The following is a 5,869-nucleotide window of genomic DNA, read 5'->3' as shown; positions in this document are numbered from 1 at the left end:
GCCGCCGCCCGGTTGGCGCCCGCCGGTGCGTCTCCAGGCCACCCCGCCGCGCACCCTGCCCCCGCAGGACATGGAGGCGATGGACGCGGCGGAGCAGCGCGCCCAGCGGCTCACCTACGCCGTCGGCGCGGCGGCCGGCGCGGTGCTACTGATACTGCTGTGCCTGCTCTGCTCCCGGGCGCTCTTCTGAGTCCGGCCTGGCCGGCGCGGGTCGGCGGCAACCCGGGCGCGTGGGAGCGGCGGGATGCGCAGAAGCCGGGCGGCGCGGACCAGCGGCACCGCCACACGAACCGGCGGCGCCGCCCACACGAGCGCCCGGCCCGGAGGTGCGCCTGTCAGAGGGTGTTGCCCCAGACCGAAGCGGCACCCGTGTCCCCGGTCAGGTAGACGTACACCAGGGCGAACCCGGACAGCACCACGATCACCCCGGTGAGCAGCCAGGTGATCCAGGAAGGCAACCGGGGGGCACGCACCCGGCCGCTGGTCAACGCCAACAGCACCAGCGCCGCCACCGCCAGCGCGATGGTGAGCCGCAGCGTCGTCTCGCCGTACGCGGAGTGCTCCCCGATCTTGGCGAGCAGGTCGGGCGGGTAGCCCCGGCCCGCCAGGACCGCCTCGAACGCCTCGCCGGACTCGGTCGCCACCCAGGTGAAGACGGGAGTCACCACCGCGAGGATCGCCACCGCCCAGCCCAACCTGGGCCGCCAGCGGGGCACCAGCCCGTACGCGGAGGCCAGCAGCGCCAGCAGCGGCACGAACACCACGACCGCGTGGATCACCAGGACGTGCCCGGGTAACCCGTTGATCTCCTTGAACACCGACACCTCCGACGATCGACGCGGAACCGTCGCAGAAGCGTACGACGGTCCAGGGTGCCGCAGCACCTCCCGACCGGGTACACGCGGCACCCGTCGGGAGCGTTCACCTCCGCCCGACCGGACGACCTGCCTGTGTCCGGGGCCACGCGCCGCCGGGCTCGCTTGTCGGCGGGGTGGCCTCGTGCTGTCATTGCCTCATGTCCAGTGGTGAGGAACTGCTCCGGTCGAGGGGCCTGCGGGTCACCCGGCCGCGTCTCGCCGTACTGGACGTGCTGGCCGCCGGCGGTCACCTGGAGGTCGACGAGATCACCCGGCGGGTCCGCGAACGTCTCGACTCCGTCTCCACCCAGGCCGTCTACGACGTCCTCGGTGCGCTCTCCCGGGCCGACCTGGCCCGGCGGATCGAGCCGGCCGGCAGCCCCGCCCGCTACGAGGCCCGGACCGGCGACAACCACCACCACGTGGTGTGCCGGGGCTGCGGTGAGATCGCCGACGTCGACTGCGCGGTCGGCGAGGCGCCCTGCCTCGACCCGAGCACCGCGCACGGCTTCGAGGTCGACGAGGCGGAAGTGACCTTCTGGGGCCTCTGCCCCACCTGCCAGGCCCGCCGCGCCGCCGACAACTGAGCCGGTCCACCGGGCGGGATCGCGTGGCACTCTTGGGCGGTGGACTCCGATGACCTCGGCCTGTTCGGACCCGGATCGGTCACGTGGAAGGTGCACGACGAACCGGTCCTGATCGTCGCCGGCCTGCGCTCGCTCTACCTCCAGGCGCTGCATCCGCGGGCGATGGCCGGGGTGGCGCAGAACAGCAACTACCGTGCGGACGCCTGGGGCCGGCTGCTCCGCACCGCCACCTACGTCGGCACCGTCATCTACGGCACCACCAGCGAGGCGGAGGCGGCCGGCCGTCGGTTACGCGCGCTGCACGCCCGGATGCGCGCCACCGACCCGACCACCGGCGAGGAGTTCCGGATCGACGAGCCGGACCTGCTCCGCTGGGTGCACGTCACCGAGGTCGAGTCGTTCGTCAGCACCGCCCGGCGGGCCGGGCTGTCGCTGACCGACGCGGAGGTCGACGGCTACTACGCCGAGCAGCGGCGGGCCGCCGCGCTGGTCGGCCTCGACCCCGCCGACGTGCCGGGCAGCGCCGCCGAGGTGGCCGACTACTACCGGGCGGTGCGCCCGCACCTGCGGATGACGAAGGAGGCGGCCGAGACCGCCCTGTTCCTCACCGCCCCGCCGCTGCCGTGGAAGCGGTTGAGCCTGCCGGCCCGGCTGGGGCTGAGCCTCGGGCCGCCGCGCTGGGCGTACCTCGGCGTCGCCGGCACCGCGCTCGGGCTGCTGCCGCCCTGGGCGCTGCGGTTGTACGGGGGCCTGGGGCTGCCCACCACCGCCCTCTCCGCCGATCTGGGCGTACGCGCGCTGCGCCTGGCGCTGGCCGCGCTGCCCCGGGACTGGCGGGAGGGGCCGATCCAGCAGGCCGCCAAGAACCGGGCCGCCCGCCTGACCGCCGGGACCACCTGAACGGTCACCGCACGGGCTGCCTGACCCGTCACCGTGTCGCCCGGTGGCCGTCGGGGCTATGTCGCGTGACCGGGATCAGTCGGGGCGGTGTCGCGTGACCGGGGTCAGTCGCCGGTGGGGGCGGCCGGGCGGTCGATGGCCGACCACGGCTCCCGCCCCGGCGTCTGCGCGCCGGTGGGGCAGTTGCGGCGGAAGTCGCACCAGCCGCAGCGCGGCCCGGCGACCGTGGGGAACGCCTCGTCGGGGTCGGCCCCGTCGGCGACGGCACGCTCGGCGGCCATGATGTCGCGGGCGGTGTCCTCGGCGCGGGAGAGCTGCCGGGCCAGCGATTCGGCGGTGTGCTCGTGTGCGGCGACCGTCCCGGTGGGCAGGTGGTGCAGCTCGACCCGGCGGCACGGCCGGCGGAACGTCCGCTCGGCGGCGTATGCGTAGAGGGCCAGCGCCTGTGAGCCGCGCGCGTCGTCGGCGTCCAGCCCGCTACGGCCGGTCTTGTAGTCGACGATGACCAGTTCGGGGCCGTCGGGGCCGGGCCGGGAGTCGATCCGGTCGGCGCGACCGTTGAAGGCCAGCACGGCTGTCTTCACCGCGACCACCCGCTCCACGCCGAGCGGGTCGACGCCCGGCTCCAGCGTCGCGACGTACGCCTCCAGCCAGTCCAGCGCCCGTCGGTAGGCCTCCCGCTCCTGCTCGTCGTCGCGGTAACCGTCGCGTACCCAGGTGCCCTTGAGCAGCCCGGCGAGGGCCTCCGGCCGGCGGCGTTCCGGGCTGAGGGCGTACCAGTTCTTCAGGGCGGTGTGGACGCTGGCACCCAACGAGTTGTGCGCCCACGGCGGGCCCTTGGGCGGCGCGGGCCGGTCGACGTAGGAGTAGCGGTAGCGGCGGGGGCAGTCCGCGTAGGCTCCGAGCTTGCTCGGGGTGCACACGAAGAGCCGCTCCGGCATGCCGTCGAAGCCGAGTTGCTCGGGTTGACCGCTGCGAGGTCGGGGCGGGCCGGCGGATCGTCGCACGGGTGAGATCCTGCCATCCGGGTACGACAGCCGCGCACCGGACATGGTCCGCTCAGCCGCCGTTGCCGTACTGGGTGACGAAGGCGGCGATCGCGTCGGCGATGAGCTGGACGGCGATGGCGGCCAGCAGCAGGCCGGCGATCCGGGTGAGCACCTCGATGCCGCCGGGTCGCAGGACCTTGACGATCCCGCCGGAGAAGCGCAGCACGAGCCAGACCGCGAGCATCACCGCGACGATGGCGGTGGCGATGCTGACGTACTGCCCCACCCGGTCGGCCTGCTGCACGAAGAGCATGGTCGCGACGATCGCGCCGGGTCCGGCCAGCAGCGGGGTACCCAACGGCACCAGGGCGATGTTCGAGGTGACCTGCTGGCTCGGGTCGTCCGCCTTGCCGGTGAGCAGTTCCAGGGCCACCAGCACCAGCAGCAGGCCGCCGGCGGCCTGCAACGCCGGCAGGTCCACGTGCAGGTAGGCGAGGAGCGTCTGGCCGGCGACCGCGAAGACCACGATGACGCCGAGCGCCAGCGCGACCGCCTGCCAGGCGGCCCGGTTGCGGTCGCGGGCGGGCAGCGGTCCGGTCAGGGCGAGGAAGATCGGCATCATGCCCGGCGGGTCGACGATGACCAGCAGGGTCACGAAGACCTCACCGAAGAGCTTGAGATCCACCTGATCAACCTAGCCGCGCCGGTTCTGGCGGAAACTCGGATCAGCCGGAAGCGACCGGGGTCACTCCGCGGGCCTGCGCGACGAGCCGCTCGTACGCCTCCCCGGCGGTGGTGTGAGCGCCGAGCCGGACGGTCTTGTGCGTGCCGTGGAAGTCCGACGAACCGGTGACCAGCAGGCCCAGCTCGGCGGCGAGGGCGCGGACGTGGGCCGCCTCGGTCGGGGTGTGGTCCTCGTGGTCGGCCTCCAGACCGGCCAGCCCGGCCCCGGCCAGCTCGACGATCAGTTCGTCGGGCACGATCCGACCGCGCCGGGTGGCCCGGGGATGGGCGAAGACCGGTACGCCGCCGGCCGCCCGGACCAGCGCGACCGCGCGGAAGACGTCAATGTCCTCCTTCGGCAGCCGGTACCGCTCTCCCAGCCAGTCCGGCTCGAACGCCTCGGTGGTGCTGGCGACCAGGTTCGCCCGGACGAGCGCCGCCGCGATGTGCGGGCGGCCGACGGTGCCGCCCCCGGCGGCGGTGATGATCTCCGTCCAGCTGATGTCGATCCCGTCGGCCTGGAGCAGCCGGACGATCCGCTCGCCGCGCACCTGTCGGGCGGCCCGCACCCGGGCCAGTTCGTCGGCGAGCTCGGGGTGACCCGGGTCGAACAGGTACGCGAGCAGGTGCAGCGGGACCGCCGGGTCGACGCCGTGCCACCGGCAGGAGAGTTCCGCGCCCCGTACCAGGGTGAGGCCGGGCGGGAGCGCGGCGAGCGCGGTGTCCCAGCCGGCGGTGGTGTCGTGGTCGGTGATCGCCACCACGTCCAGCCCGGCGTCGGCGGCGGCCCGTACCAGCTCGGCTGGGGTCAGCGTGCCGTCGCTCGCGGTGGAGTGCGTGTGCAGGTCGATGGCCGGGGTCACGCTCCGACGCTACCGGGCGCGTGGCGGTCAGGAGCCGGCGGTGACCACGACCGGGTGGTCGTCGGGGGTGACGCCGCTCAGCAGCGTCGAGGCGGCGCCCTCCCCGGCCAGGGTCCGGTCGGGACGGACCCGGGTCAGGGTGGCGCCACGGTCCAGGTAGGTCGCGATGGCGGAGCCGGTCCACGCCACCGCGCCGCTGACGGTCGGCCCGGCCGCCCGGGCGGTGGTGCGCGGCCCGAGATCGGTCAGATCGACCAGGACGGCCCCGCCGGTACGCCCGTTGGCCAGCAGCCAGCGGCCGTCGGTGGAGACCGCGCCGAGGTCGTCGTCGGCCAGGGCCGGCCCGCAGCCCGTCCGGGCCGGGGCGAGGGTCACCGGGTCGAGCAACGCCAGGCACACCCGGCGGTCGGCGGTGGACACCCGGGCCACCAGCCGCCCGTCGGGCCGGGCGCCGTAGACGCCGACGACCCGCCGGTCGCCGGCGGGCAGCGCGGCGGGGGACGGCTGCCAGAGCAGGTGCCCCCCGTCGCGGGCGCGGACCAGGATCCGGTCGCCGACGAAACGCACGGGTGTCGCGCCAGCGGCGGCCGGGGTGCCGGTGGCGGCGACCAGTTGCCGGCCGACGAGCCCGGCCACGTAGAGGCCGTCGCCGTCGCGCCAGGCGACCCGCCGCCCGTCGCCGCTGAGCGCGATCTGCTCCGCGCCGGCCAGCAGCACCAGCGGGGACTCGCCGGCGGGGACCACCCAGAGGGTACGGCCGGCGGGAGTGGGCGCGCCGACCACCAGCCAGCCGCCCCCGTCGGGGAGGCGCTGGGCCCGCTCGGCGGGGCCGATGCCGAGGTCGTGTCGCTGCCCGTCGGCGGTGACCAGGGCCTCGCCGACGATCATCTCGGCCCGGCCGTCGGCCGGCGCGGGCGTCGGGGCGGGGGCGACCGGCCAGGCGGCGGGGG

General features: G+C 75.2%; 7 protein-coding genes and 1 pseudogene. 3 read left to right on the top strand and 5 right to left on the bottom strand.

What is annotated here, in order from left to right; genetic code table 11:
* Window positions 1-190 (top strand): annotated as a pseudogene (locus E1165_RS27570) (hypothetical protein); the annotation flags it as partial.
* 145 nt (window positions 191-335) lie between these two features.
* Here E1165_RS27570 and E1165_RS27565 read toward each other — a convergent pair.
* A complete protein-coding gene (locus tag E1165_RS27565) occupies window positions 336-818 on the bottom strand; it encodes a DUF2231 domain-containing protein (protein WP_132394626.1) in 483 nt (160 codons plus the stop codon).
* A 197-nt stretch (window positions 819-1,015) separates the two neighbouring features.
* On the opposite strand from E1165_RS27565, the gene E1165_RS27560 reads away from it, so the two are divergent.
* The gene (locus E1165_RS27560) at window positions 1,016-1,444 is read left to right on the top strand and encodes a Fur family transcriptional regulator (RefSeq protein WP_132394625.1); all 429 of its coding nucleotides are present in this window, start codon (window positions 1,016-1,018) and stop codon (window positions 1,442-1,444) included.
* Between the two features lie 39 nt (window positions 1,445-1,483).
* The gene (locus E1165_RS27555; protein ID WP_132394624.1) at window positions 1,484-2,344 is read left to right on the top strand and encodes an oxygenase MpaB family protein; all 861 of its coding nucleotides are present in this window, start codon (window positions 1,484-1,486) and stop codon (window positions 2,342-2,344) included.
* Between the two features lie 104 nt (window positions 2,345-2,448).
* Here E1165_RS27555 and E1165_RS27550 read toward each other — a convergent pair whose 3' ends face one another.
* The 4 genes from E1165_RS27550 to E1165_RS29280 all read right to left on the bottom strand — a co-directional run.
* Complete coding sequence (locus E1165_RS27550; protein WP_132394627.1) at window positions 2,449-3,285, bottom strand: PD-(D/E)XK nuclease family protein; 837 nt, start codon at window positions 3,283-3,285, stop codon at window positions 2,449-2,451.
* A gap of 118 nt (window positions 3,286-3,403) precedes the next feature.
* On the bottom strand, window positions 3,404-4,018 hold the full coding sequence (locus E1165_RS27545) for a MarC family protein (RefSeq protein WP_132394623.1): 615 nt from the start codon (window positions 4,016-4,018) through the stop codon (window positions 3,404-3,406).
* A 40-nt stretch (window positions 4,019-4,058) separates the two neighbouring features.
* Window positions 4,059-4,919, bottom strand: a complete 861-nt coding sequence (locus tag E1165_RS27540; protein ID WP_132394622.1) for a PHP domain-containing protein — start codon at window positions 4,917-4,919, stop codon at window positions 4,059-4,061.
* A gap of 27 nt (window positions 4,920-4,946) precedes the next feature.
* On the bottom strand, window positions 4,947-5,869 hold a 923-nt coding region (locus tag E1165_RS29280), incomplete at its 5' end, for a hypothetical protein (protein ID WP_165945345.1).

The sequence above is a fragment of the Micromonospora sp. KC723 genome (assembly GCF_004348595.1).
Taxonomy (GTDB): domain Bacteria; phylum Actinomycetota; class Actinomycetes; order Mycobacteriales; family Micromonosporaceae; genus Micromonospora.
This window is presented reverse-complemented; position numbering and strand designations above follow the sequence as displayed.